Genomic DNA, 25503 nt, shown 5'->3' on the forward strand with positions numbered 1-25503 from the left:
CGGGCCTGCAGCCAACGGTGGGCCGTGCGGGTGCAGACCAACCGTACGGGGAAGCCATGCGCCATGGAACAGCCCATGCCAGTCCGCACACAGTCCGCAAGACACCCGGTCAAGCCCGTCGCACCCCATCGCCAGCAATCGAGAAAAGACCAGGTCAGTGACCCACAGAAGAGATCACTGCAGGTCACCAACCCGGCTAATTACTAGGAGACCAAGAAGGCCTGACCCACCCGGTCGCCTTCCCGGCACACCCGACAGCACCCGGCATCCGCGCGGAGCCGGGTGCTGTCGTCGTCCGCGAGCGGTCCGGGGGCCGGGGGTTTCCCGCGCGGCGGTCCCGTGCGGGTGATTTCCGGGGGCTCCGCGGCGTGTCCGGGTGACAGGTGCCGCTAGCACTGGTCCGTCCGTACGAGACGGAGGGACCCGTATGCGCAGGCTCAGCTTCCTCGTGTCCACACTCCTCACCGCCACCGCCACCGCCACCGTCGTGGTCGTCGGAGCGGCGCCGGGCGCCGGCGCCGCGCCCGGTGACACGGTCAGCACCACCGTCGAGCAGGCCATCGAGAAACTGCCGGTCGCCGCCGAGGACAGCAGCGGGTACAACGCCGCGAGGTTCCGGCACTGGACCGACCCCGACCAGGACGGCTGCGACACACGGGCCGAGGTGATCATCGCGGAGGCGACCACTCCGCCCGCCGTCGACGGGCGGTGCACCATCACGGGCGGCGCGTGGCACTCGTACTACGACAAGCGGGACCACTCCGGCGCGGGCGCCCTCGACGTCGACCATCTGGTGCCGCTCGCCGAAGCCTGGCGCAGCGGGGCGTCGGCCTGGACCGCCGAGGAGCGGGAGCGGTTCGCGAACGACCTGGGCGACCCGAGAGTGCTCGCCGCCGTGACGGCCTCCGAGAAGCGCCTGAAGGGGGACCGGGACCCGGCGCGGTGGGAGCCGTCCGACGACAGCGCGGACTGCCGGTACATCGCCGAGTGGGCGGCGGTGAAGGGGCGGTGGAAGCTGTCCCTGGACCCGGCCGAGCTGGCGGCGTTGCGGAACATGGTGGCGGAGTGCCCGACGGAGGAGATCTCGTACGAGATGGCGCTCTGACGCGGCCCCGGCCGGGCGTCCGGCGGTGGTACGGGCCGGGCGCTCAGGCCGTCAGTTCCTCCTCCAGCCACGTCTTGCCCCGCGTCCGCGCCGTCAGGCGTACGCCCGCGAGCAGCGGGGCGAGGCGCTCCGCCTCCGCGCGCACGGCGGCCTTCGCGTCCCGGCCCACGTCCTCCAGGTAGCGGCAGACGATCGCGCCGGTGGCGTCCTGGGCCCAGCCGCCGACGATCCGGCCGTTCCACCACACGGAGGGGCCGATGTTCCCCGCACGGTCGAAGAGGCGGGGCGCGTGCTCGCCGAGGTACCAGTCGCGGGTGTGCCAGCCCATCGGCGTCGAGTCGAGGGCGGGCAGCAGCGCGGCCCACGGCTCGGGCGCCGGCGGCGGGTCGAGGTCGTCGGGGAGCAGCAGGCCGGTGCCGCCGCCCTCCAGGTCGGCCTCCACCGCGCGCAGTGCGGCCAGGGCCCGCTTGACCTGCGTCTTGGTCCAGCCCGTCCACCAGCGCAGATCGTCCGCCGTGCCGGGGCCGAAAGCCCGTAGCCAGCGCCTGGCCAGCTCGGTCTCGGCCTCCAGGGTGTCCCACTCGGCCAGACCGTCGGGACACCACCGGGTCAGCGGTGACCAGCGGTACTGGTGGGACGTCCACGAGCCGCGCGGCCTGCCCCGTACGGCGAGCCCTTCGGCGGCGAGCAGGAGCAGCAGGCGGCTGGCGACCTTCTGGCGGCCCTCGTACGCCTTGCCCCGCGACAGGACGATCTCGGTGTTCAACCGGGGGTCGGCCGCGGCCAGTTCCGCCGCGGTGAGCTCGCCGCCGGCCTCCAGCGCGCCGAGCGCCGCCCGCTCGGCCCCGGCGAGCCACCGCGCGACGCCGGCCGCGTCGGCGGCGACGCCCGCGTCGGCCAGGACGTCCAGCAGCCTGCGGCGCTCGCGGGCGGCCACCTGGCGCGAGCACGCCGCCTGGACGACGGGGGCGACGTCGAGGGAGGTGACGAACACCGTGCGGCGCATGGCGAGCAGCCGCAGCAGCGAGCGGTCCTCGTACAGCGCGCGCTCGACGTCCGCGACGGTGCCCGCCCGCATCCGCACCAGCGCGCCGAGGTGGACGGACGAGGGGTCGGTGCCGTGCAGCGCCACCAGGTCGCGCGCGACCTCCTCCGGGCCGTCCGCCCGTGCCTCCACCGCCAGCCGGTGCCGCCACGCCAGACGCGCTCTGCGCTCGGCCGTGTCCACCCGTGTCCGCTTGCCCATGGACCGGACCCTAACCGGCCAAGTGCCGGTGACTGTCCGGGTTCTCGCGGAGGAAATCGGCGAAGGCCGTGGCCGGGCGGCCGGTGAGGCGCGGCACGGCGTCGGAGACCTCGGCCAGCTCACCGTTCGCCATGGCCTCGTACGACGAGATCCACCCCTGGACCTGCCACGGCTCGGCGTGGAACCGCTCCCGTGAGGCGTACGCCTCCTCGCGCGTCTCCGGTGCGTAGGTGACCGTGCGGCCCGTGGCCCGGCTCAGCTCCTGGGCGATCTCGGCGAGCGACAGGGCCGCGGGACCGGTGAGGTCGTACGTGGCGCCGTCGTGACCGTGTTGGTCCTCCAGCTCGGCGAGGAGTACGGCGGCCGCCGCGTCCGCGATGTCGTCGTGCGCGACGGCCGAGACGCGCCCGTCCCCGGCCGGGCCCCGGATCACGCCGTCCTCGCCGGCCATGGCGGGGAACTCGGCCTGGTAGAAGCTGTCGCGCAGGAAGGTGTGGCGTACGCCGGTGGAGCGGATGTACTGCTCGGTGTGCCAGTGGTCGCGGGCGAAGGTGAACGTCGCGTCGGGCGACGCGCCCAGGAAGGACACGTACACGATCCGCTCGACGCCCGCCGCGAGGGCCGCGTCCACGGCGGTCTTGTGCCTGCGCACCCGGTCGGGGTTCTCGTGCGCGGAGACGAGGAAGAGCGTTCCCGCGCCGTCCACCGCCGCGCGCATGGCCTCGGCGTCGGCGTAGGAGGCGGGCGGCGCCTTCACCGCGCCGGGCAGGGCGGGCAGCCGGGCGGGGTCGCGGCCGAGGAGGAGCTGGGAGACGCCGGCGCCGGCGAGGCGGCGGGCGACGGCTCCGCCGATCCGGCCGCTCGCTCCGGTGACGGCGATTGCTGGGGTCATGGGGCGTGTCCTTTGCTGCTGCGTGCCAAGTCCTGCGGTGCCGGCGGACGGCGGTGGCGACCGTCCTCTACAGCGTCAAGGGGACGCGGCCGGGGAGCATTCCTTCGTACGCCCATTGGCACCAGCGCGCCCGGGCGGTCACCACGGCGGCGAGGCGGTCACCGGACCGGCGGGCGGGCGCGGGCCGCGCCGGGGGGCGGGGCTTCGGCAGTGCGCGAGCGGCCGCGCCGCCCGGGTTCGGCCGGGCACCTCGTGGCGGGCGGGGGTCCCGGCGTGGTGCGGGAGGCCCCCCGCCGCCCGGGCCCGGCGGCGCACCTCGTGGCGGGCGGGTACCCGGCCGGCGGCGGCACCCCGGGCGTCACGCCACCGCGCCGCTGCCCGCGAGCAGGGGGCTTTCGTTGCGCAGGAGCCACTGCCGGTATCCGGGGGCCCGCATCGCGGCGTCGCGATACGCGGCCTCCAGGTCGGCGTACACGCCGTCCGCCTCGGTGAAGCCCGGTCGCGTCACGAGCAGCAGCCGTACGGCGAGCGGGTCGCCCCGCAGTGGGCGGATCGCCATGTCGTCGCGCGGCCCCGAGGTCGGCTACCAGGGTGCGACGGCCTCGCCCATCACGATGAGGGACGTCGCCGTGTGGTAGTCCCCGCGCAGGACGGGCGGGTCGAGGCCGGCCGCGTCGAACACCCGCTGCACGCCGTCCCATTCGCCGTCCACCGTGGGGTCGATCATCCAGCGGTCGGCGGCCAGGTCGGTCAGCTCCACCACGGAGCGGCCGGCCGCCGGATGATCTCGTGACATCGCGATGAACTGCGGTTCCCGCTCGACGAGTACGCGCTGGTCGAGACCGGCGGGGACCCGCAGGGCGAATCCCTCCACCTCGTGCACGAAGGCGACGTCGAGCTGTCCCGCCGCGAGCAGCCGCAGCAGCGTACCGGCCGATACGTCGACATGCAGGGAGGTGCCGGTCTCCGGGAGGCGCGTACGGAGCCTGCGCAGCCACCCGCCGATGACCCGGCTGGCGGTCGCCCCGATGCGCAGTTGCGGGCTCCCCGAGGAACGGGACGCGGCCGCTCGCGCGTCGGCCACCAGAGCGTTCATCTGCTCGACGAGCGGACGCGCCCTGCTGAGCACCGCGCGCCCCAGCGGCGTCGGCCGGCAGCCGGTGCGTTCGCGCGAGAACAGCTCCGCGCCCAGGGCGTTCTCGATCCGGCGGAGCTGCGTGGTCAGGGACGGCTGGCTCATTCCGAGCGTACGGGCGGCCTTGTGCAGGCTGCCCGTGTCGGCGATGGCGCACAACGCGCGAAGGTGCCTGACCTCAAGCTCCATGCCTCGACCCTGAGGCGGCCCGCCTGAGCCACACCAGACTCCATAAGCACAGGAATCACTGCCAGTTTGGCGCGAGTTGGGCCGGGCGATGCGCTCGCGCTATCACCGGTTGACATCATGCGCGGCCGCGGCGGGGCCCCGACACTCTCCCTACCCAACCGTTTGACATGAACGGAACGAGTAGGAGCCCCCCACATGAAGACACGGCACCCCAGAGCCCTCCTCGCCACCGCCCTCGGCCTCGGTCTCGCCGCCGCGACCCTCGGCGCCGCCCCCGCGACGGCGGCGACTTCGAGCACGTCCGGCACCTCCGGCACGTATTCCTCCTTCACCTCGTACGAGAGGTCCAAGGAGAACGCGGCCGCGAACAAGGCGTTCTTCGACGCCGTGCGGAAGTCGGTCGCCCAGAAGCGGGCGGCGAACCCCGGCGCCCAGGCCGTCACCGTCGTCTACTCCGCGGCGAGCGCGCCCAGCTTCCGCACACAGATAGCCAGGAGCACCCAGATCTGGAACAGCTCCGTCACCACCGTACGGCTCCAGGAAGGGTCCAACCCCGACTTCGTCTACCGCGAGGGCAACGACCCCCGTGGCTCGTACGCCAGCACCGACGGGCACGGCAGCGGGTACATCTTCCTCGACTACCGCCAGAACCAGCAGTACAACTCGACCCGCGTGACCTCGCACGAGACCGGCCACGTGCTGGGTCTGCCCGACCACTACTCGGGGCCGTGCAGTGAGCTGATGTCCGGCGGCGGTCCCGGCACCTCGTGCCAGAACGCCACCCCGGACCAGCGCGAGCGCAGCCGCGTCAACCGGCTCTGGCAGAACGGCTTCGCCCCGGCCGCCACCTTCTGACCGGCCCGGCCGGTCCGGGCGGCCCCGGCCGGCCGCGCCACCCAGGTGCCCCGTACGTCCACGGACGTGCGGGGCGCCGTCGCGCCGCCGCCGGGAGACCTGCCGCACCGGCTGCCCGCGCCGCCGCTAGGAGACCTGCTGCCCCGCCGTCTCGGTGGCCGGCTGCCCGGCGGACGACGCCGCCGCCCGCGGACGCGCGTACGGGAACGGGCCCCGGTACCCCGTCCCCGGCCCCTGCGCCGGTCTGCGCTCGAAGTCCGGGCACGCCCAGGTCTCCTGGACGAAACCGGACCGCAGGTCCCACAGGTCGAACAGGTCCTGCTTGCTGTCGACCGTGCGGTAGGCGTCCTTGGTCCTGCGGAAACAGGCCAGGTTTCCGAACATCCCGGTGCCCACCGGGTGGTAGTCGGAGAAGGCGCAGGAGATGCAGGCCCGCAGGTACGCCCCGGACGGCAGTTGCCGCTGGATCACCGTCAGGGCGTGCTCGAAGTCGCTCTCCGCACGCTCCGACGCGTACGCCGCCCCGTCGAAGTGCAGCGTCAGGGAGAGGTGTTCGCGGTCGACCGCGCCGTTCGGGAGCGGCTTGCCCAGCGCGAGGAGGCAGCTGAGGGTGGCCCGGTGGACCCGTCCGTCGGCGTACACCGGCACGGGGATGTCCCATTCGAGTACGCAGTCGCACAGCGAGCCGTCCGACAGCGTGAACCCCGCACCCTGGGACGGCGGTCCGGCCACCGGGTCCAGCGCGTCGAAGCTGTCGCCCTCGAAGTCGACCCCCCTGATACGGGTGCGCAGCCGCTGCCCGTCCGTCGTGAAGTGGACGGCGACGGAACCCTCACGGTCGCGGTACCAGCCGGCCCATGGCTCTCCTGTCATGACCCGGACTTTAGCCCGTTCGGGCGAGGGCTCCCGAACACCCCTGGTGTCAGCTCTTCTTGCTGTACTTCAGCACGATCGTGCCGTTGTCGAACGTCCGGGTCGAGTCGAGCTCGAAGGCGAATGTGCCGAACTCGGCGGAGAACATCGGGACGCCGGCGCCGACCACTATCGGGTAGAGCTTGACGATCAGCTCGTCGATCTCCTCCAGCAACTGGGCGGCGAGGTCGGCTCCGCCCGCGAGGTAGATCCCGAGACCGTCCTCCTGCTTGAGTGCCCGCACCTTGGCGACGACGTCACCGGAGACGACCTCGACGTCGGGGTCGATCGCGGGGTCGACGCTGCGGGACACGACGTACTGCCGCAGGTGCTTGAACGGGCTGGTGATCCCGACCGCCAGCGCCGCGTCGTACGAGCCGCGTCCTTGGATGATCGTGTCGAAGTGCTTGTTGTCGAGGTCGTCGACACCGAGGTGCTGCCGCACGTGCGTCGGCAGGCACTCGGGATATTCGCCGATGAAGAAGTCCTTCACCAAGGACTCGCTCACCGGATAGAAGTCGTAGGTGCCGTCGGGCGCCGCGATGAAGCCGTCGATGGACATGCCGACGTAGTAACTGAGCTTGCGCAAACTGATCCTCAGGTCGGAGAACAAGGGCGTGGCTGCCCCCGGGGCACGGCCGCGAGGCCGACCCCTGGAACCACTACGTGCATAGTGGTCTATGCGTAGTGGTTACGCAAGGGGCTTTCGCGGGAAAATTCGCACAGGCCCCGCGCCGGGCGTCAGCTCACCGGTTCGCGCCACATCGGCCACATGGGGGGGCCGCCGGGCAGGTCGACCGTACGGCCCGTGAAGGCGAATCCGAGCCGCTCGTACAACGTGCTGCTGCGCTCGCTGCTGGCCTCCAGATAGGCCGGTACGCCGTCGCGGTCGCAACGGTCGAGCACCGGCTGGATCAGCGCCGTGCCGAGCCCCTCCCCCTGGCGCTCCGGAGAGACCGCGATGAGCAGCAGGTACTCGTGCGCCCTGTCGTGCGGATGCACCTCGCCCGTCAGCCGGCCGACGAGCTCGGCGCGTTCGTTGTCCGGGTCGGCGGTCTGCCGCATGAGCGCCGGGGTGTCGTCCTCCCCCTGCGGCGGCCCGGCCGGCACCTGGAGCCACAGGGCGGTGGCCGAACCGTCCTCCGTCATGTCGACCCGCCCGTCCCGCAGGGCCACGTCGAGGAAGACACCGAGGAACGTGCCGTGCACCCGGCCGCGGTGGGTCCGGTCGGGGAAGACCCAGCTGCTCACCGGGTCGTCCATGAAGGCCGCGTCCAGCAGCCGTACGAGCGCCTCGCGGTCGCTCGCCCCCGCCTGTCGTATCTCCACACCCACGGTCCGGCCTCTTCTCTCGGGATCAGCTTCTGTCATCCAACTGACACACGTGATCCTAGAGTTGACACAGAGAAGACGGCGGGCGCCCGGGGGATTCTCCGGACGCCCGCCGTCTCGCAAGCCGCCCCGCGGCGGTCAGCGCGTCCTGCGGGTGACGAACTCGGCGAGCGAGAGCAGGTCGCCCGCCGCCCCCAGGTCGGGCACCGCGCGGGACAGATGCCGTACGGCCCGGCCCATCCGGTCCGCGGCGTGCCCCTGCGCCCAGTCCCGGCCGCCCGCCCGGTCGACGGCGTCGGCCGCCCGGCGCACGGCGGCCTCGTCCAGCGGCCCCGCGTACAGCGCGGCGAGCTCGGTGGCGGCCTCGTTGTCCGCGCTCAGTGCCGCCACCACCGGGAGGGACTTCTTGTGGGCCACCAGATCGGCGCCCGTCGGCTTCCCCGTGTGCGACGGGTCCCCCCAGATCCCGATCAGGTCGTCGATGAGCTGGAACGCCAGGCCGGCCTCCCTCCCGAAGGCGTCCATGGCCGCGACCTCGTCCTCGTCCGCGCCCGCGTAGAGCGCGCCGAGGGCGCACGCGCAGCCGAGCAGGGCTCCGGTCTTGGCCTCGGCCATGGTGAGGCACTCGTCCAGCGACACGTCCCGGGGCCCGCGCCGCTCGAAGGCGCAGTCGGACTGCTGGCCCGCGCACAGCTCGATGACGCACGCGGAGAGCCGTGCCGACGCCCTGGCGGCCGCCGGGTGCGGGTCCTCGGCGAGCAGCCGCAGGGCGAGGGCGAACATCGCGTCCCCGGCGACGATCGCGTCCGGCACACCGAAGACCGTCCAGGCGGTGGGCCGGTTCCTGCGGGTCGGATCCTCGTCGATGACGTCGTCGTGGAGCAGGGTGAAGTTGTGCGCGAGTTCGACGGCGGCGGCCGCCCGAACGGCCGGCCCCGGTGCGCCGCCGAGCGCCTCGGCGGCGGCGAGGACGAGGGCGGGCCTGATCGCCTTGCCCGCCTGCCCGGCGGCCGGAGTGCCGTCGGCCTGCTCCCAGCCGAAGTGGTACGCGGCGATCCGCCGTATGGACCCGGGCAGACTCTCCACCGCCGCGCGCAGCTGCGGATCGACGCTGCCGCGGGCCCGTTCGAGCAGGGCCGCCGCCTCGTGCCCGTCGGTCGCGGCTGCTTCGGCTCTCGTTATGGTCACGGGTCACTTCCTCCAGCAGTACTCGTACGGTGCCCCCCGTCCGGGGGCACGGACCGCCTGGGCGAGGGCAGGGTCAGTGCCACCTGCCGATCTCGACGTTCTCCAGGACACCGAGCGCGTCCGGCACCAGCACCGCGGCCGAGTAGTACGCCGTGACCAGATAGCGGATGATCGCCTGCTCGTCGATGCCCATGAAGCGCACCGAGAGGCTGGGCTCGATCTCGTCCGGGATGCCGCTCTGCTGGAGTCCGACGACGCCCTGCTCGGCCTCGCCCGTACGCATGCAGATGATCGAGGTCGTACGGGCGTCGCTCACCGGGATCTTGTTGCACGGGAAGATCGGGACGCCCCGCCAGGTGGGCACCCGGCTGCCGCCGATCTCGATGCTCTCCGGGTTCAGACCGCGCTTGTTGCACTCACGGCCGAACGCGGCGATGGCACGGGGGTGGGCGAGGAAGAGCTTGGAGCCGCGCCGCCGCGACAGCAGCTCGTCCATGTCGTCCGGGCTGGGCACGCCGTCGTGCGGCTGGAGGCGCTGCCCGTAGTCGCAGTTGTGGAGCAGGCCGAACTCCCGGTGGTTGATGAGCTCGTCCTCCTGGCGCTCGCGCAGCGCCTCGACGGTGAGCCTCAACTGCTGCTCGGTCTGGTTCATCGGCTGGTTGTAGAGGTCCGCGACCCGGCTGTGGACCTTCAGGACGGTCTGCGCGACGCTCAGTTCGTACTCGCGCGGCGCCGCGTCGTAGTCCACGTACGTGTGCGGGACGACGGGCTCGCCGACATGGCCTGCGGACAGGTCGATGGGCGCCTCGCCGTACTTGTTGGTGCGCTGGCGGGGCAGCGACCGTACTCGCGTGAGGTGATCGCGCAACGTTTCTGCGCGATCGGCGAGCGTCATGACGGACTGGCGCGACAGCGTCAGCACCGTGCACGCGGTCGCGGCGCGGACCGTGCACGACCAGGTGCCTTCCTCCTCGACCAGGGCGTGGTCGCCGAAGTACGCCCCGTCCGCGAGGACTCCGAGCACCGCCTCTGCGTCGTACGCCCCGTCCGCGACCTTCTCCACCCGGCCGTGGGCCAACAGGTAGACGGTGTCGGCGGCCTCACCGACGTTCGCGATCACGTCTCCCGCCGCGTACTCCCGCTGCTCGCACCGCTGTGCCAGCTCGGTCAGCACCGCGTCGTCGCCGTAGGTGCGCAGCGCCGGCAGCTCCGTCAGCTCCCCCGGAATGACCTCGACGCGCTCTCCCGTCTGCACGAAAGTCACTCGCCCGTCGCCCACCGCGTAACTGAGCCGACGGTTCACCCGGTACGTACCGCCCTGAACCTGGACCCATGGCAGCATCCGCAGCAACCACCGTGAGGTGATCTCCTGCATCTGCGGTGCGGACTTGGTGGTGGTGGCCAAGTTCCGCGCTGCGGCTGTGCCGAGACTCTGCTGCGGCTTGGCCTGCTGTTCGCGGATCTCGGAACCTGCCTCGACCGACATCTGACTCCCTCTCGATCATGTACTGACCTGCGTCGAAAAGCCTTTCAGTACAGGCAGTGGCTGCGCCATTACACAAAAGAGTGTGACTAGATCACCGGAGCAGCGGGCAGATCGGACGGCGCGGGGGCGGGCGGCCGGTGCGGAAGTTGTCCGAATCGACTCGTACGGCGTCCGAACGCGTAGCCGTGGCAGCGCGGTTCGGGTACAAGCAGCGGTACGAGATGGTGCGCGACTCACCTAAGGAGGCGGTCATGGCCTCACCCATGTCCGCGAGCAGATTCCTCGACGTACTGAGAGACGAGGGCATCAGCGTCGTCCAGGTCGGCGACTGGCCTACGCACAACCGCAACCACGTGGGCCCGTGGGGGCCTGTGCACGGCGTGATGATCCACCACACGGTCACCTCCGGCACCGCGAACACCGTCCGCATCTGCCGGGACGGCTACGCGGGACTCCCCGGCCCGCTCTGCCACGGCGTGATCGCCAAGAACGGATCCCTTCACCTCGTCGGATACGGCCGCGCCAACCACGCGGGGCTGGGCGACGACGACGTCCTACGCGCGGTCATCGCCGAGACGTCCCTGCCGCCCGACAACGAGAGCAACACCGACGGGAACCGGCACTTCTACGGCTTCGAGTGCGAGAACCTCGGCGACGGCCAGGACCCGTGGCCCGAGGCACAGCTCGACACCATCGAGCGGGCGGCGGCCGCGGTCTGCCGGCACCACGGGTGGAACTCCCGTTCGGTGATCGGCCACCTCGAATGGCAGCCGGGGAAAATAGACCCCCGCGGCTTCTCGATGAACACGATGCGAGGAAGAATCCAGGACCGCCTCGCTTGAGTCCCTCGGGGCCCGCGTGACGACAGTGGCGCCCGTGCCGCCCCATGAAGCCGTGCTGCCCCCTGAAGTCCGCGTTCCCCACGGCCTCCGCGGCCCCGGGACCCGCCACCCATGACCCCATGACGACCCCATGACCCCATGACCTCCGTGCCCCTCGTGGTGCCCACGGCGACAATGGGTGCGTGACCCCCGAAGCGCTCGACCTCTCCCCCCTGCGGCCGCGGCTGCCGTCGCCGCTGCGGGAGGCCGAGGACGAGCGCTTCGGCCGGTGCGGCGTACGCCTGCTGCTCAAGCGCGACGATCTGATCCACCCGGACCTGCCGGGCAACAAGTGGCGCAAGCTGGAGCTGAACCTGCGGGCCGCCGCCGGGCGCGCGGTGCTGACGTTCGGGGGCGCGTACTCGAACCACCTGCGGGCGACGGCCGCCGCCGGGCGGCTGCTGGGGTTCCCGACGGTCGGCGTCGTACGGGGCGACGAGCTGGCCGGGCGGCCCCTGAACCCGTCCCTCGCGCGGTGCGCGGCGGACGGCATGGTGCTGCGCTTCGTGGACCGGGCCACCTACCGGGCGAAGGCGCGGCCGGAGGTGCTCGCCGCCCTCGTGGCCGAGGCCGCCGCCTCCGCCGGGCGGGGCGGCACGCGGGACGACGTCTACGTCGTGCCCGAGGGCGGCAGCAACGCCCTCGCCGTGCGGGGGTGCGTCGTGCTCGGGCGGGAACTGCGCGCGGCGGCGGACGTCGTGGGCGTGGCCTGCGGCACCGGTGGCACCGTCGCCGGGCTCGCCGCAGGGCTGGGGCCCGCGCAGCGCGTCATCGGCTTTCCCGTCCTCAAGGGCGGCTTCCTCGGCGAGCGGATACGCGCCCTCCAGGACGCCGCCTTCGGCGCCCCGGCCGGCGACTGGGCGCTGGACGACCGCTTCCACTGCGGCGGATACGCCCGTACCACCCCGGAACTCGAAGCGTTCGCGGCGGACTTCCAGGACCGGCACGGGATGCCCGTGGAGCGGCTCTATGTCGCCAAGATGCTGTACGGGCTGACCACGCTCGCCGCCGAGGGCGCCTTCTCGCCCGGAACGACGGTCGCGGCGGTCGTCACGGGTCAGCCGGACTCCGCGCGGTAGGCCGCCGCCTCCTCCAGGTCCAGCCGGCGCATCAGGGTGCGCAGCATCTCGTCGTCGATGCGCCGCCGGTCGCGCAGTTCCACGAAGACCGTCCGTTCCGCGGCGATCATCTCCCCGGCGAGACGGCGGTACGTGTCGTCCGCCGATTCCCCGGTCTCCTCGTTGACCGCGCCGAGCCGTTCCCACACGGCGTTGCGGCGCCTCTCGAGAACGGTCCGGAGCCGGTCCGCGAGCGGCTGCGGCAGTGCGTTGCGAGGATCGGCGAGCAGTTCCTCCAGCCGCGCCTCGGCGGCCGCCGAAGCCTCGCTCTGCGCCTGCGCCTCGGCGAGCGTCTCGGCGTACGTGTCGCGCTTGGGCATCTTCAGGAGGCGGATCAGCGGGGCGAGCGTGAGGCCCTGGACGACCAGGGTGGCGATCACCGTGGTGAAGGTGAGGAAGAGGACCAGGTTCCGCGCGGGGAACGGATCGCCGTGCCCGACGGTCAGCGGGATGGAGAACGCGATCGCGAGGGACACCACTCCGCGCATCCCCGCCCATCCGACGACCACGGGTGAGGTCCACGTGACGCCCGGCTCGCGTTCCCGGACGCGCCTCGACAGGAGCCGCGGCAGATACGTCGCCGGGAAGACCCACACGAAGCGCACCACGACGACGGCGGCGAACACCGCGAACGCGTACCAGACGGCCTCGCCGCCCCCGTACGGCCCGAGGCCGCGCAGGACGTACGGCAGCTGCAGCCCGATCAGCGCGAACACGACCGATTCGAGGATGAAGGACACCATCCTCCACACGGCGTGCTCCTGGATCCGGGTCGCGAAGTCGACCTGCCAGGAGCGGTGCCCCAGGTAGAGGGCGACCACCACGACGGCGAGCACCCCGGAGGCGTGCACGTACTCGGCCGCCGCGTACGCCACGAAGGGGATCAGCAGGGAGAGGGTGTTCTGGAGCAGCGCTTCCTTCAGGTGCGTGCGCAGCCAGTGCAGCGGCACCATCAGGAGCAGTCCGACCCCCACGCCGCCGACCGCCGCGACGGCGAACTCCGCGATCCCGCCGGCCCAGCTGGCTCCCTCGCCGGCCGCGGCCGCGAGCGCCACCTTGAAGGCGGTGATGGCGGTGGCGTCGTTCACGAGGGACTCGCCCTGGAGGATCGCGGTGATGCGCGGGGGCAGCCCCAGCCGTCGCGCGATGGAGGTGGCTGCCACGGCGTCGGGCGGTGCGATCACCGCGCCCAGGACCAGCGCGGACGTCAGGGTGAGTCCGGGAACGACGAGATACGCGAAGTAACCGACGACCACGGTCGCGAAGAGCACATAGCCGACCGACAGGAAGGCGACGGGTCTGATGTTCGCCCGCAGGTCGAGGTACGAGCTGTCCACGGCGGCCGTGTAGAGGAGCGGCGGCAGCAGCAGCGGCAGGACGATGTCCGGGTCCAGCGTGTAGTCCGGCAGCCCGGGGAGGTACGTCGCCGCCAGCCCCGCCGCGACCAGCAGCAGCGGCGCCGGCACCGGTGTCCTGCGGGCCGCCCCCGCGACCACGGCACTCCCCGCGATGAGGACCAGCAGTGGCAATGCGTCCATCGTTTCCGACCCGCCCTGTTCGTTCGCCCGTCGTAACCTTGGCCATCATGAACGAGTGCCGTCACGTCGCCGCGCTGCCCCACCCCGACCCGGTCCCCCTGAGCGACACCTGCCCGGAGTGCCTCGCGGTCGGCAGCCATCCCGTCCATCTGCGGCTGTGCCTGGAGTGCGGGCACGTGGGGTGCTGCGACTCGTCGCCGTACCGGCACGCGTCCGCGCACGCCAAGGAGGCGGGTCATCCGGTGGTGCGCAGCTTCGAGCGGGGCGAGGACTGGCGCTGGTGCTACGAGGACGGTTCGATCGTCTGACGCGTGGGTACGTCAACCCGACGCCGGTTGTTTCCAATTGAGTGCCGCAGACCTCTAGCCACTGTGCGTACCCATGTGCTTACCATGAGTGACAGCCCGGGGTGGGGGCCCCGGCGACAGGGCAGAATGGATCGCGATAGCGTCACCGGCGAACGAACGTAACGACGTACCGCGTGGCTTCGGGGGGCGCTTCCTCCCGGACCCCCGAAAGAGCTTGTGCCACCTTGGAGGTGAGGGTGTCCCAGATCGCAGGCGAGCCCGGGACCCAGGACTTCGTGGAAGTCCGGCTGCCCGCTGCAGGTGCCTACCTGTCCGTGCTGCGTACGGCCACGGCCGGACTCGCGGCGCGCTTGGACTTCACCCTCGACGAGATCGAGGATCTGCGCATCGCGGTCGACGAGGCCTGCGCGATCCTGCTTCAGCAGGCCGTGCCCGGCTCCGTCCTCAGCTGTGTCTTCCGGCTCGTCGAGGACTCGCTCGACGTCACGGTCTCGGCCCCCACCACCGACGGACGGGCACCGGAGCGCGACACCTTCGCCTGGACCGTGCTCTCGGCACTCGCGGGCAAGGTCGATTCCACCGTCGCGGAGGACCGTACGGTCACCATCAGCCTGTACAAACAGCGCGGCGCGGGACCCGGGCCGGCGTGAGGAACGGGGACGGGCCGGTGCGCAACGAGGAGCTCAGCCCACAGGCGCCGACGGGAGAGCGTGCGGCCCCGGCCGGTCCCGCGCCCGCACCGGCGGGCATCCCTGAGCAGCAGGCCCGCCCCCACCCGGTCGACGGACCGGGGGACGGCGGGCCGGCGGTCGACGGACCGGTGGGCACGGTGGCGGCGGAGCAGGCAGAGCGGGCGGGCCATATGAGCGAGCACGGACAGCACTCCACGGAGCAGGAGCACGAGCGCCACGACGCGCACGAGCGCCATGATCCGAACGACCGCAGTGGTGCGCGCGCTCTCTTCATCGAGCTGCGCGAGCTGCCGGACGGATCGGCCGAGAAGGCGGAGCTGCGCAACCGGCTGGTGCGCATGCACCTGCCCCTGGTCGAGCACCTGGCGCGCCGCTTCCGCAATCGCGGCGAGCCGCTCGACGACCTCACCCAGGTCGCGACGATCGGCCTGATCAAGTCGGTGGACCGGTTCGATCCGGAGCGCGGGGTCGAGTTCTCGACGTACGCCACTCCGACCGTCGTCGGCGAGATCAAGCGGCACTTCCGCGACAAGGGCTGGGCGGTACGAGTGCCCCGCCGGCTCCAGGAGCTGCGCCTGTCGCTCACGACGGCCACGGCCGAGCTCTCCCAGCAGCACGGCCGGTCCCCGACCGTGCACGAGCTGGCCGAGCGTCTGGGCATCTCCGAGGAGGAGGTCCTGGAGGGCCTGGAGTCCGCCAACGCGTACAGCACGCTGTCGCTGGACGTACCGGACACCGACGACGAGTCGCCGGCGGTCGCGGACACCCTGGGCTCGGAGGACGAGGCGCTGGAGGGCGTGGAGTACCGGGAGTCGCTCAAGCCGCTTCTCGAAGACCTTCCGCCGCGCGAGAAGCGGATCCTGCTGCTTCGCTTCTTCGGGAACATGACGCAGTCGCAGATCGCCACGGAGGTCGGCATCTCGCAGATGCACGTCTCCCGGCTGCTGGCGCGCACGCTGGCCCAGCTCCGCGAAAAGCTGCTGGTCGAGGAGTAGGCCCCACGGGTACGACCCGTACCGCCTCCACGGTGGCCCGCGGCGCTGTCGCTACGCGTCGCGGGGACCGCGAATGCCCAGTGCCCGGTTCGTCGCGGGATTGACCAGCAGGACGAGGGACGCGACGGCGACTGCCGCCAGGGCGATGCCGGCCGGGATCAGCAGGGCACCCTCGGAGCGCAGCAGGGTCCAGGCCACCGGCAGCGCCATGATCTGCGTGATGATCGCCGGCCCGCGACTCCACGCGCGGCACTTCAGGAGCCCTCGCGCGGCCAGCAGCGGCAGCAGCGCCAGGGCGATCAGCGTCAGGCCGCCCATCTCCGCCTGCTCGGGCTTGTCGGGACTGCCGAGCAGGCCCATGACGAGCATGTACGCGCCACCGGCGACCAGGGCCAGGCCCTCCAGGGCGGCGAGCCCCGCCGCGGCGGTCAGCCGGTTCGGGCGGGGTCCGGCGGCGGCTTCGGAAGTCTGCTCGTTGCTCACCCCTGCAGCGTAGCCGCCCGCCCCGGAGGGCCTGGTCTGGGCCAGGTACCGCGTACTGGGTAGTCTGGCGACCATGCGTGCACTCCTCGTGGTCAATCCGGCAGCTACCACCACCAGCGCACGCACCCGCGATGTCCTGATCCATGCCCTCGCCAGCGAGATGAAGCTGGAGGTCGTGACGACCGAGTACCGGGGGCACGCCCGCGATCTGGGCCGGCGGGCGGCGGAGAGCCAGGACATGGAGCTGGTCGTGGCGCTCGGCGGCGACGGCACGGTCAACGAGGTCGTCAACGGTCTCCTCCACGAGGGCCCGGATCCGGAGAGGCTTCCGCGCCTCGCCGTGGTCCCGGGCGGTTCCACGAACGTCTTCGCCCGCGCCCTGGGCATTCCCAATGACGCGGTCGAGGCGACCGGCGCCATTCTGGACGCGCTGCGCACGCGCAGTGAGCGGACGGTCGGCCTCGGTCTCGCGGCGGGTACCCCGGGAACGGAGGACGAATCAGTTCCGGCCCGCTGGTTCACGTTCTGCGCGGGATTCGGCTTCGACGCGGGAGTGATCGGCCGGGTCGAACAGCACAGGGAGCGCGGAAAGCGGTCGACGCACGCCCTCTATGTGCGCCAGGTGGTACGCCAGTTCCTGACGGAACCGCACCGCCGGCAGGGACTGATCACCCTGGAGCGCCCCGGGCACGACCCGGTCGAGGATCTTGTGCTGTCCATAATCTGCAACACCTCCCCCTGGACCTACCTGGGCAATCGCCCGATGTACGCGTCCCCCGAGGCCTCCTTCGACAAGGCCCTCGACGTGCTCGGACTGAGCAAGCTCTCCACCCCCGCCGTGGCCCGTTACGCGACCCAGCTGCTGACCTCGTCGCCGGAGCGCGGACCTCATGGCAAGCATGCGGTGACATTGCACGACCTGACCGACTTCACCTTGCATTCGAAGGCCCCACTGCCCTTCCAGATGGACGGTGACCACCTCGGACTGCGGACAAGCGTGACGTTCACAGGCGTTCGCCGTGCACTGCGTGTGATTGTGTGAGCGGAAGGCGCAAAAGTCCTTTAACTCGAACGTACGGCCTGGGTTACACCCCATAGAAGTACGGCTGTGACCTACCCGACACCGAGGAATCAAAAAAAACTTTCCAGAAGGGGTTGTATCCGCTGCCGAGGTTTGGGAATCTCTACATGGCGATCGGGACGGCCCGCAACACCAGCCTCCGCTGAAAGCCAGAACCCCTCCTCCACACAGGACCCACACCAGGCAACTGGCAGTCGGCCCTTCACTTGCGGGGGGATTCGTGAAAGCGTTCACATTCACAAGCAACGTGCTTGTAATACCAAGGAGAGGTAGCAGCCATGGACTGGCGTCACAACGCCGTTTGTCGTGAGGAAGACCCGGAGCTGTTCTTCCCCATCGGCAACACCGGTCCTGCGCTGCTGCAGATCGAGGAAGCCAAGGCCGTCTGCCGCCGCTGCCCCGTCATGGAGCAGTGCCTGCAGTGGGCGCTCGAGTCCGGCCAGGACTCCGGCGTCTGGGGTGGCCTCAGCGAGGACGAGCGCCGCGCGATGAAGCGCCGCGCCGCTCGCAACCGGGCGCGTAACGCGACCGCCTGAACCACCACCCCGCACGAGCCTGAGCTTGGCGGCGCGTACAGCGTGTACGCACCACCCGCCCCCGAGCCGCAGCGCGCAGTACCCCCGATGCGCATAGCAACGTGAGCTTTGAGCCCCGGACCGTACCCTCGGTCCGGGGCTCGCCGCTTTCCCGCCCCGGCCGTCCGCAGGCTCCGCCGCGACGGATGCGCGCCGTTTCCTGCCGGTGCGTTACTTGGCGGCGCGTACGGGTACGTCGAGTACCACGCGGGTGCCGCCCTCGGGGCCCGGCACCATGTCGAACGTCCCGCCCAACTCGCCCTCCACCAGAGTCCGTACGATCTGGAGCCCCAGATTGCCGGTGCGCTTCGGGTCGAATCCCTCGGGCAGCCCGCGGCCGTCGTCCTGGACGGTGATGAGCAACCGGGCGTCCTTGGGGTCGCCGCCGCGCACCGCCGCCACCTCGACCGAGCCGTGCTCGGCCGGCGCGAAGGCGTGCTCCAGCGCGTTCTGCAGCACCTCGGTCAGGACCATGGCGAGCGGCGTCGCGACCTCGGCGTCGAGAATGCCGAACCGGCCCGCGCGACGGCAGTCGACCTTGCCGGGCGAGATCTCGGCGACCATCGCGATCACCCGGTCGGCGATCTCGTCGAACTCCACGCGCTCGTCGAGGTTCTGCGACAGCGTCTCGTGGACGATCGCGATCGAGCCGACCCGGCGCACCGCCTCGTTGAGCGCCTCGCGGCCTTTCTCGGAATCCATCCGGCGGGCCTGCAGCCGCAACAGCGCCGCCACCGTCTGGAGGTTGTTCTTCACCCGGTGGTGGATCTCCCGGATGGTCGCGTCCTTGGTGATCAACTCGCGCTCGCGGCGGCGCAGTTCCGTCACGTCGCGGCACAGGACGAGCGAACCGATCCGGGTGCCCTTCGGCTTCAGCGGGATCACGCGCAGCTGGATCACACCGCTGCTCCCCTCGACCTCGGTCTCGCGCGGGGCGTAGCCGCTGGCCAGCTTGACCAGGGCTTCGTCCACCGGGCCGCGGGAGGGGGCGAGTTCGGCGGTGGCCTGGCCGAGGTGGTGTCCGACCAGGTCGGAGGCGAGGCCGAGACGGTGGTACGCGGAGAGCGCGTTGGGCGACGCGTACTGCACGATGCCGTCCGCGTCGAGGCGGATCAGCCCGTCGCCGGCGCGCGGCGAGGCGTCCATGTCGACCTGCTGGCCGGGGAAGGGGAAGGACCCGGCGGCGATCATCTGCGCCAGGTCGGAGGCGCTCTGGAGGTACGTCAGCTCCAGGCGGCTCGGGGTGCGCACGGTCAGCAGGTTGGTGTTGCGCGCGATGACGCCCAGGACGCGCCCTTCGCGGCGTACGGGGATCGACTCGACCCGTACCGGGACCTCCTCGCGCCACTCCGGGTCGCCCTCGCGCACGATCCGGCCCTCGTCGAGGGCGGCGTCGAGGAGGGGGCGGCGGCCGCGCGGGACGAGGTGGCCGACCATGTCGTCCTGGTAGGAGGTGGGGCCGGTGTTGGGCCGCATCTGCGCGACCGAGACATAGCGGGTCCCGTCGAGCGTGGGCACCCACAGGACGAGGTCGGCGAAGGAGAGGTCGGAGAGCAGCTGCCACTCCGAGACCAGCAGATGGAGCCACTCGAGGTCGGTTTCACTCAGAGCGGTGTGCTGGCGGACGAGGTCGTTCATGGAGGGCACTGTGCGAGCGTACCCGCGCTCCGGCAACCCCATGGCCGCGGCGCCTGGGAGGGACCCTCAGCCCTCCTGGCACCGCAGCCCGGAGCTGCTCGACCGGGCGGGTGTGCGGTCCCGCGCGGCCTGTGGAGGCCACGACGCAGTCAGGGCAGAGAGCGCCGGTGCCTCGATCCACCCTCCTGTGCGGGGAGGGAGGAGGCTTTTGTCCTTACCGCACATTGTGGACTAGACCATTATCCGTGTCCATGGCCGTGCCGGGTCAAATTACCCGATCAATCGGCTTCGTGCGGCCACCCGTGCGTGAAGATCTCCACGACCTGCTCCGGTCGCCCCTCGCCGGCCCGGCCCTTCAGTGGGTCTCGGTGACCTTGGCCAGGGCCCGCGGGGCGTCCGGGTCCTGGCCCCGGGCGATGGTCACCTCGTACGCCAGGAGCTGGAGCGGCAGGATCTCCAGGACCGGCTGGAGTTCCTCGGGGACGCCCTCCAGGGACAGTACGAAGCCCGCCGAGGCGGCGCTCACCTGCGCGGCCGGGCCGATCACCACCAGGTCGGCGCCGCGGCCGCGCAGCCGGTCCAGTACGGGCTGCAGGGCCTCGCCGCCCTTGCCCGCGGTCACGACGGCGATCACCGGGGAGATGTTGTCGACCATGGCGAGCGGGCCGTGCAGCAGGTCGGCGCCGGAGTACGAGAGGGCGGGGATGTAGCTCGTCTCCATGAGCTTGAGCGCCGCCTCCTTGGCCGTGGGGTAGCCGTAGCCGCGTGAGGTGATGACCATGCGCCCGGCGAAGCGGTAGCGGCCGGCGAGCTGCCTGATCTCGTCCCGGCGCGCCAGGATGCGCTCGGCGTGGTCCGGCAGGACCGCCGCGTCCGACCCGTCGCCGCCCCGCAGGCCGTCCACGAGGAGGTAGAGGGCCAGGAGCGAGGACGTGTAGGTCTTCGTGGCGGGCAGGGCCCTCTCCGGGCCCGCGAGGACGTCGATGTGGTACTCGCTGACCGCCGCCAGCGGCGAGTCCGCGTTGTTGGTGACCGCGAGGGCGGTCGCCCCCGCCTCGCGGGCCGCCCTGGTGGACGCGACCAGGTCGGGCGAGCCGCCGGACTGACTGACGGTGACGACCAGGACGTCCCTGAGGTCCGGGCGGGCGCCGTACGCCGTCGTCGTCGACATGGACGCCAGTCCGCACGGCAGCCCGAGCCGGATCTCCACCAGGTACTTCGCGTACAGGGCCGCGTTGTCCGACGTACCTCGGGCGGTGAGCAGGACGAAGCGCGGGCGCTTGGCGGCGATGGCCCGCGCGGTCTCGCGGATGCGCGGCGCGCCGGTTTCCAGGAGCCGGCGCAGCGCCGCGGGCTGCTCCGCGATCTCCGCGGACATCATCCTGCCGGGCTGTTCGACCATGCTCGGTACCTCCAAGAAGGTGACGATCGGCGCCTCTCAGTCGACCATGGAAAGACGGGCGTCCGCATGGCGAAGAGCACCTGGTTCACGGCTCCAGCTCTGCTAGATTGGTCTATACCACAAGCGGCTCCCCCTCTCAGATCGGCAGGCTCAGCGTGGAAGTTGTCATCGTCCCGGACGCCAAGGCGGGCGGCGAGCTGATCGCGGCGGCCATCGGCCGGCTGCTGCGCCACAAGCCCGACGCGCTGCTCGGCGTGGCCACCGGTTCCTCCCCGCTGCCCATCTACGAAGCGCTGACGGCCCAGGTCCGCGCGGGCGGGACCGACGCGTCGCGCGCGCGGATCTGCCAGCTCGACGAGTACGTCGGCCTGCCCCCGGGGCACCCCGAGTCGTACCGCTCCGTCGTGCTGCGCGAGGTCGTCGAGCCGCTCGGCCTGACCGAGGCGTCCTTCATGGGCCCCGACGGGTCCGCCGAGGACATCGAGGGCGCGTGCGCGGCGTACGACCGCGCGCTCGGCGAGGCCGGCGGCGTGGACCTCCAGCTGCTCGGGATCGGCACCGACGGGCACATAGGCTTCAACGAGCCGTGCTCCTCGCTCGCCTCCCGCACCCGCATCAAGACGCTGACCGAGCAGACCCGCGTCGACAACGCGCGCTTCTTCGACAACGACATCGACCAGGTGCCCCACCACGTCATCACCCAGGGCATCGGCACCATCCTGGAAGCCCGGCACCTGGTGCTGCTCGCCACCGGCGAGGGCAAGGCCGAGGCCGTCGCGCAGACCGTGGAGGGCCCGGTCGCGGCGCTGGTACCGGCCTCGGCTCTGCAGCTGCACCCGCACGCGACCGTCGTCGTCGACGAGGCGGCGGCGTCCAAGCTGAAGCTCGCGGACTACTTCCGCGCGACGTACGCGGCCAAGCCGGCCTGGCAGGGGCTGTAGCAGGCGGCTACCCGCCCGGCTCCACCCGGACGCGGAGTGCCGGGGTCCCCCGAGGACCCCGGCACTCCGCGTTCGCCGTATGCCCTCAGACGCCCGCGACGACCTCGGCGGCCGCCCGGCCGCACACGCGCGCCGCGCCGTGCGTGGCGATGTACAGACCCCCGCGCGTCTGCGCCTGCGGCACGCCCATCTCCACCACGACCGTGTCGGGCCGGGCCGCGGTCAGCGACTCCAGCGCGACCGCCATCCAGGGGTGGCGGTGGGCGTCGCGCACGACCGCGACGATCCGGCGGTCGCCCGCGGCCCCGATCACCTGGTCGGGCGTGGAGTTCTCGCTGCCGTACGTGCCCGTCGCGGTGCCCGGAAGCAGGCGCGCCAGCTCGGCGGCCACCCCCCACGGCGTCTCGTCACCGACGGCGATGTTGGCGACGGGAGAGAAGGAGGCGACGTACGGGGCGGAGGTGACCGGTTCGAATTCGGGGCTCCGCGTGATCCGCAGCGCGCGCCGCGCGGCCGCCAGGCCGACGTCGGAGCGAGAGCCCGCGCCGGGTCCGGGCGCGGTCCCCTCCTGTGAAGCCGCGCCCGGCCCGGAGGCCCCCCGGGCCCCCCTGGTCTGCTGCGCCCAGCCCGCGAGCGCGCGCACGCGCGCGGCCGCGTCGGCCAGACGCTCCTCCGGCAGTACGCCGTCCCGCACGGCCGCGACCAGCGCGTCGCGCAGCCGCAGTACGGTCTCGTCGTCCGCCAGTCCGCCGCCGACGCAGATCGCGTCGGCGCCCGCGGCGATCGCCATGACGCTGCCACGCTCGATGCCGTACGTCGCGGAGATGGCCTGCATCTCCATGCCGTCGGTGATGATCAGCCCGTCGTAGCCGAGCTCCTCGCGCAGCAGGCCGGTGAGGATCTGCGGGCTCAGAGTGGCCGGACGGGACGGGTCGAGCGCAGGAAGCAGGATATGCGCGCTCATGACAGATTTGGAGCCCGCCGCTATCGCCGCCCGGAAAGGCACCAGCTCACGGGCGTGCAGTGTGTCCAAGTCCACGTCGATCGTGGGCAGGGCGTGGTGCGAGTCGACGGCGGTGTCGCCGTGGCCCGGGAAGTGCTTGGTGCAGGCGGCGACTCCGGCGGCCTGGAGTCCTTCGACGTACGCCGCGGTGTGCCGGGCCACGAGCAGCGGGTCCGCGCCGAAGGAACGCACGCCGATGACCGGATTGCCCGGGTTGGAGTTCACGTCGGCGGAGGGCGCCCAGTTGAGGTTGACGCCGCATTCGGCCAGTCTGCGGCCGAGTTCGCGGGCGACGTCCCGGGTGAGGGCGGTGTCGTCGACGGCGCCGAGCGCGAGGTTGCCGGGGAACGACGAGCCGCGGCGGACCTCCAGGCGGGTGACGTCACCGCCCTCCTCGTCGATCGCCACCAGCACGTCGTCCCGCTCGGCGCGCAACTGCGCGGTGAGTGCGGCGAGTTGCTCCGGGGAGGCGATGTTGCGGCCGAAGAGGCCGACCGAGGTGAGGCCCTCACCGACGCGGCGCAGCAGCCAGTCGGGGGCGGTGGCGCCCTCGAAGCCGGGCTGGAGGACCGCCAGGGCGTCGCGGGTCAGGGTGTCCGTGGGGCTTACGAGTGTCGTCATGGCGGCGTTATCCCTTCACTGCGCCGGCCGTCAGACCTGCGGCCATCTTGCGCTGGACGAGGAGGAAGAGGATCACGATGGGGACGGCCATCATGGTGGCGCCGGCCATCATCGGGGCGTACTCGGTGCCGTGCTTGGTGGTGAAGTTGCCGAGCCAGACCGTCGCGGTCTGGTTCTGCTGGCTCATCAGCATCAGCGCGTACAGGTACTCGTTCCACGCCTGGATGAATCCATATACGGAGGTCGCCACCATTCCGGGGGCGAGCAGCGGGAAGACGACGCGGACGAACGCCCCGGTGCGGGTGCAGCCGTCGACCATGGCCGCCTCCTCCAGCTCCTTGGGGATGTTGACGATGAAGCCGCGCAGGGTCCACACGGTGAAGGGGAGGACGAAGGTCAGGTACGTGATGATCAGGCCGGTGATCCTGTCGTACTGACCGAACTCGTTCAGGAGCAGGAAGACCGGGATGATCATGGCGACCAGCGGGACCATCTGGATCGCGAGGATGCCGACGATCACGATCTTGCGGCCCCGGAAGGCGAAGCGCGAGATGGCGAGCGCGGCGAGCATGCCGACCACGATCCCGATGACGACCACGACGGAGGAGACGGCGAGGCTGCGCGCGACCGGGCCCCAGAAGTCGGCGACGTCGAACGCCCTGCGGAAGTTCTCCAGCGTGAACGTGCCGGGGAAGAACTGGGGGTTCGGGTCGATCGCGTCCTTGGCGGGCTTGAACGCCGTGTTGAGCATCCAGTAGACGGGGAAGCCCATGACGACGAAGACCAGGAGGCCGAGGACGTTCCAGCCGGCCTTGCCCCTCCTGCCCTTGCCGGGGCGGCCCTTGAGGCGCGGGGCGGCGGCGGGAGCCGCGGTGGTCGAGGTCACTCCACCTCTCCGATCTTCAGCATCTGACGCATGTAGACGGCGACCACACCCAGCAGCAGCAACACGGTGACCAGGGCGATCGCCGAGCCGCCGGAGTAGTCGTTCACGACGAACGCCTTCTGGTACGAGTACGTCGTGAGCAGCTGGAACTCGGCTTCCGGGTTGCCGCCCCGCATCACGAAGACCTGCGGGAAGACGCCCATGTCCCAGATCACCGACAGGGTGGTCAGCATGACGAGGAGGGGCTTGAGGATCGGCAGGGTGACCCAGCGGAAGACGCCCCAGGCCCCGGCTCCGTCGAGGCGGGCGGCCTCTTCCATCTCCTTGGGGACCTGGGTGAGACCGGCGCTCAGTGTGATCACGACGAAGGGCACGGCGCCCCACACGACCAGCAGCATGATGACGGCGAGGCCCTGCGGGCCGCTGGCGAACCAGTTGTGGCCGCCCATGTCGACCCCGGGCAGCTTGCTCAGCAGCCAGTTGAGCACGCCGTAGTCGGTGTCGAAGATCCACTTGAAGATGGCGGTGGCGACGATGATGGGCATGCCCCAGCTCGCCACCAGGGCGATGCTGATGAGCGCCTTCACCCAGCCCGACACCCGCTGCATGAGCAGGGCGATCACCATGCCGAGCACCATGGTCAGGGTGACGGCGCCGACGGTGAAGACGATCGTCCGTACGACCACCGCCCAGAACTCGCCGTCACCCAGGACCGCGGTGAAGTTCTTGAGACCGACCCACTCGGCCTCCTTGAAGCCCCACAACTCCGACTTGCCGAAGCTCTGGAACGACAGCGTCACGAGCCGCACCAGCGGATAGCCCATGACGAGTACGAGGACCAGCAGGCAGGGGGCGAGCAGCACCCAGGGCACGGCGGCCCCGCCGGCGGACGGTTTCCTGGCGGGCTTTCCCGGTACTTCCGGCCCGGTGCGCGGCGTTGGCGACGGCCGCGTCGGCGGCACCTTGGCGGTGGTTGTCTCTGCGGCACTCATCGCGCGCTC

24 protein-coding genes and 1 pseudogene are annotated in these 25503 nt (G+C 71.5%); 10 read left to right on the forward strand and 15 right to left on the reverse strand.

Going from position 1 to position 25503, the window contains the following annotated elements; translation table 11 throughout:
- The first annotated feature begins 427 nt into the window (after window positions 1–427).
- Window positions 428–1105 carry an HNH endonuclease family protein gene (locus IE185_RS26390; protein ID WP_138896538.1) on the forward strand — a complete coding sequence of 226 codons (678 nt, stop codon included), beginning with the start codon at window positions 428–430 and terminating at the stop codon, window positions 1103–1105.
- A 43-nt stretch (window positions 1106–1148) separates the two neighbouring features.
- On the opposite strand, the gene IE185_RS26395 is transcribed toward IE185_RS26390, so the two are convergent.
- The 3 genes and pseudogenes from IE185_RS26395 to IE185_RS26405 form a co-directional block, all read right to left on the reverse strand.
- On the reverse strand, window positions 1149–2351 hold the full coding sequence (locus IE185_RS26395; protein ID WP_189716130.1) for a winged helix DNA-binding domain-containing protein: 1203 nt from the start codon (window positions 2349–2351) through the stop codon (window positions 1149–1151).
- A gap of 10 nt (window positions 2352–2361) precedes the next feature.
- Window positions 2362–3243 carry an SDR family oxidoreductase gene (locus tag IE185_RS26400; RefSeq protein ID WP_138896539.1) on the reverse strand — a complete coding sequence of 294 codons (882 nt, stop codon included), beginning with the start codon at window positions 3241–3243 and terminating at the stop codon, window positions 2362–2364.
- A 358-nt stretch (window positions 3244–3601) separates the two neighbouring features.
- Window positions 3602–4567 (reverse strand): annotated as a pseudogene (locus IE185_RS26405) (LysR family transcriptional regulator).
- 195 nt (window positions 4568–4762) lie between these two features.
- Between IE185_RS26405 and snpA the strand changes: the two are divergent.
- Window positions 4763–5422 (forward strand): snapalysin, encoded by a 660-nt coding sequence (gene snpA, locus IE185_RS26410; protein WP_138896526.1) that lies wholly within the window; start codon window positions 4763–4765, stop codon window positions 5420–5422.
- A gap of 126 nt (window positions 5423–5548) precedes the next feature.
- Here snpA and IE185_RS26415 read toward each other — a convergent pair whose 3' ends face one another.
- From IE185_RS26415 to IE185_RS26435, 5 genes are all read right to left on the reverse strand, one after another.
- The gene (locus tag IE185_RS26415) at window positions 5549–6295 is read right to left on the reverse strand and encodes a DUF6304 family protein (RefSeq protein WP_229843706.1); all 747 of its coding nucleotides are present in this window, start codon (window positions 6293–6295) and stop codon (window positions 5549–5551) included.
- A gap of 49 nt (window positions 6296–6344) precedes the next feature.
- Window positions 6345–6923, reverse strand: coding sequence for a dihydrofolate reductase family protein (locus IE185_RS26420; protein ID WP_138896525.1), 579 nt, complete (start codon window positions 6921–6923; stop codon window positions 6345–6347).
- 152 nt (window positions 6924–7075) lie between these two features.
- Entirely contained in the window at window positions 7076–7669 is a 594-nt protein-coding gene (locus IE185_RS26425) for a GNAT family N-acetyltransferase (protein ID WP_138896524.1), read from the reverse strand.
- A gap of 135 nt (window positions 7670–7804) precedes the next feature.
- Entirely contained in the window at window positions 7805–8854 is a 1050-nt protein-coding gene (locus tag IE185_RS26430; RefSeq protein WP_138896523.1) for a family 2 encapsulin nanocompartment cargo protein polyprenyl transferase, read from the reverse strand.
- Between the two features lie 73 nt (window positions 8855–8927).
- Entirely contained in the window at window positions 8928–10340 is a 1413-nt protein-coding gene (locus IE185_RS26435) for a family 2B encapsulin nanocompartment shell protein (RefSeq protein ID WP_138896522.1), read from the reverse strand.
- 251 nt (window positions 10341–10591) lie between these two features.
- On the opposite strand from IE185_RS26435, the gene IE185_RS26440 reads away from it, so the two are divergent.
- The gene (locus IE185_RS26440) at window positions 10592–11182 is read left to right on the forward strand and encodes an N-acetylmuramoyl-L-alanine amidase (protein ID WP_189716132.1); all 591 of its coding nucleotides are present in this window, start codon (window positions 10592–10594) and stop codon (window positions 11180–11182) included.
- A 182-nt stretch (window positions 11183–11364) separates the two neighbouring features.
- Window positions 11365–12300, forward strand: coding sequence for a 1-aminocyclopropane-1-carboxylate deaminase/D-cysteine desulfhydrase (locus IE185_RS26445; RefSeq protein WP_138896521.1), 936 nt, complete (start codon window positions 11365–11367; stop codon window positions 12298–12300).
- Here IE185_RS26445 and IE185_RS26450 read toward each other — a convergent pair.
- Window positions 12279–13877 (reverse strand): Na+/H+ antiporter, encoded by a 1599-nt coding sequence (locus IE185_RS26450; protein ID WP_138896520.1) that lies wholly within the window; start codon window positions 13875–13877, stop codon window positions 12279–12281. The two genes, IE185_RS26445 and IE185_RS26450, sit on opposite strands and share 22 nt — an antisense overlap.
- 47 nt (window positions 13878–13924) lie before the next feature.
- On the opposite strand from IE185_RS26450, the gene IE185_RS26455 reads away from it, so the two are divergent.
- The 3 genes from IE185_RS26455 (at window position 13925) to IE185_RS26465 (ending at window position 15872) form a co-directional block, all read left to right on the forward strand.
- Entirely contained in the window at window positions 13925–14185 is a 261-nt protein-coding gene (locus IE185_RS26455; protein WP_138906957.1) for a UBP-type zinc finger domain-containing protein, read from the forward strand.
- A 236-nt stretch (window positions 14186–14421) separates the two neighbouring features.
- On the forward strand, window positions 14422–14835 hold the full coding sequence (locus tag IE185_RS26460) for an ATP-binding protein (protein WP_028811722.1): 414 nt from the start codon (window positions 14422–14424) through the stop codon (window positions 14833–14835).
- Window positions 14832–15872, forward strand: a complete 1041-nt coding sequence (locus IE185_RS26465; RefSeq protein ID WP_138894940.1) for an RNA polymerase sigma factor SigF — start codon at window positions 14832–14834, stop codon at window positions 15870–15872. The genes IE185_RS26460 and IE185_RS26465 overlap by 4 nt, the downstream gene beginning before the upstream one ends.
- A 51-nt stretch (window positions 15873–15923) precedes the next feature.
- Here the strand turns inward: IE185_RS26465 and IE185_RS26470 are convergent, their stop codons facing one another.
- Complete coding sequence (locus IE185_RS26470; RefSeq protein ID WP_189716134.1) at window positions 15924–16355, reverse strand: hypothetical protein; 432 nt, start codon at window positions 16353–16355, stop codon at window positions 15924–15926.
- A gap of 73 nt (window positions 16356–16428) precedes the next feature.
- Between IE185_RS26470 and IE185_RS26475 the strand changes: the two genes are divergently transcribed.
- Together IE185_RS26475 and IE185_RS26480 are read left to right on the forward strand one after the other, a co-directional pair.
- Complete coding sequence (locus tag IE185_RS26475; RefSeq protein ID WP_138894939.1) at window positions 16429–17397, forward strand: diacylglycerol/lipid kinase family protein; 969 nt, start codon at window positions 16429–16431, stop codon at window positions 17395–17397.
- A 317-nt stretch (window positions 17398–17714) separates the two neighbouring features.
- A complete protein-coding gene (locus IE185_RS26480) occupies window positions 17715–17972 on the forward strand; it encodes a WhiB family transcriptional regulator (protein ID WP_004937597.1) in 258 nt (85 codons plus the stop codon).
- A gap of 210 nt (window positions 17973–18182) precedes the next feature.
- Here the strand turns inward: IE185_RS26480 and IE185_RS26485 are convergent, their stop codons facing one another.
- On the reverse strand, window positions 18183–19649 hold the full coding sequence (locus IE185_RS26485) for a sensor histidine kinase (protein WP_189716136.1): 1467 nt from the start codon (window positions 19647–19649) through the stop codon (window positions 18183–18185).
- A gap of 355 nt (window positions 19650–20004) precedes the next feature.
- On the reverse strand, window positions 20005–21051 hold the full coding sequence (locus tag IE185_RS26490) for an SIS domain-containing protein (protein WP_138894937.1): 1047 nt from the start codon (window positions 21049–21051) through the stop codon (window positions 20005–20007).
- 155 nt (window positions 21052–21206) lie between these two features.
- Between IE185_RS26490 and nagB the strand changes: the two genes are divergently transcribed.
- The gene (gene nagB, locus IE185_RS26495; protein WP_138894936.1) at window positions 21207–21992 is read left to right on the forward strand and encodes a glucosamine-6-phosphate deaminase; all 786 of its coding nucleotides are present in this window, start codon (window positions 21207–21209) and stop codon (window positions 21990–21992) included.
- Between the two features lie 85 nt (window positions 21993–22077).
- Here nagB and IE185_RS26500 read toward each other — a convergent pair whose 3' ends face one another.
- The 3 genes from IE185_RS26500 to IE185_RS26510 are packed head-to-tail and all read right to left on the reverse strand — an operon-like array spanning window position 22078 to window position 25494.
- A complete protein-coding gene (locus IE185_RS26500; protein ID WP_138894935.1) occupies window positions 22078–23616 on the reverse strand; it encodes a glycoside hydrolase family 3 protein in 1539 nt (512 codons plus the stop codon).
- A gap of 7 nt (window positions 23617–23623) precedes the next feature.
- A complete protein-coding gene (locus IE185_RS26505; RefSeq protein ID WP_138894934.1) occupies window positions 23624–24502 on the reverse strand; it encodes a carbohydrate ABC transporter permease in 879 nt (292 codons plus the stop codon).
- Window positions 24499–25494, reverse strand: a complete 996-nt coding sequence (locus tag IE185_RS26510; protein WP_138894933.1) for a carbohydrate ABC transporter permease — start codon at window positions 25492–25494, stop codon at window positions 24499–24501. Before IE185_RS26510 ends, IE185_RS26505 begins: the two co-directional genes overlap by 4 nt.
- Window positions 25495–25503 lie beyond the last annotated feature (9 nt).

Source organism: Streptomyces chryseus (genome assembly GCF_014650755.1).
In the GTDB taxonomy this organism is placed as follows: domain Bacteria; phylum Actinomycetota; class Actinomycetes; order Streptomycetales; family Streptomycetaceae; genus Streptomyces; species Streptomyces chryseus.